Annotated in this window: 1 protein-coding gene; it reads right to left on the reverse strand. The window is 68.0% G+C overall.

Features of this window, described 5'->3' with window-relative positions:
* Positions 1-610 (reverse strand): hypothetical protein (locus tag EPD66_RS24290; protein ID WP_185961611.1); only part of this gene is annotated, 610 nt, incomplete at both ends.

Here is a 610-nt window from a genome sequence, read left to right on the forward strand (position 1 = left end):
ACCAGCAGGCTTTCCGAGCCGTCGGTATCGACCAGGGCGCTGTCGATCTCCAGCGCGATCCACTCGTTCTCCACCCCGGCGGCATCGTCCACCGCCAGCGTCGGCGCATCGGCAACGGCGTTGACCTCGACGGTGACGGGGGCGAGGGTCTGGTTGCTGTCGCCATCGGTGTCGGTGACGACGGCGCGCAGGTTGAAGGAGATGTCCTCGTCGGAATGGCGCTGCGGGCTGTTCCAGTCCCAGCGGATCTCGAGATTGTCGAGATGGGCCGTGACGTCGTAGCGTCCGTCGGTATCGGGGGTGAGGATCGTGCCGCTGTCGCGCAGGCGCAGCACGGCATGGGCGGGCAGGTCCTCGATGTGGACGCTCAGCGTCTCGTTGCCGATCTCGGCATTGACCGAGGCCGAAAGGTCGAGCGCGATCCATTCGTCCTCCAGCCCCTGGCCGGAGCCCGAGACGGAGGGCGCGACGACGCCGATATCGACGACGATCTGCTGGGGCCCGCTGACCGCGACATCGCCATTGGCGCCTTCGGTGGCGGCGGCCCAGACGTCGAGGGTCAGGTCGGTGCTGTCATTGGTGGGCGGCAGCAGCTTCAGCCCGGGCAGGT

It is taken from the genome of Telmatospirillum sp. J64-1, from assembly GCF_006980715.1.
Classification (GTDB): domain Bacteria; phylum Pseudomonadota; class Alphaproteobacteria; order Rhodospirillales; family Magnetospirillaceae; genus Oleiliquidispirillum; species Oleiliquidispirillum nitrogeniifigens.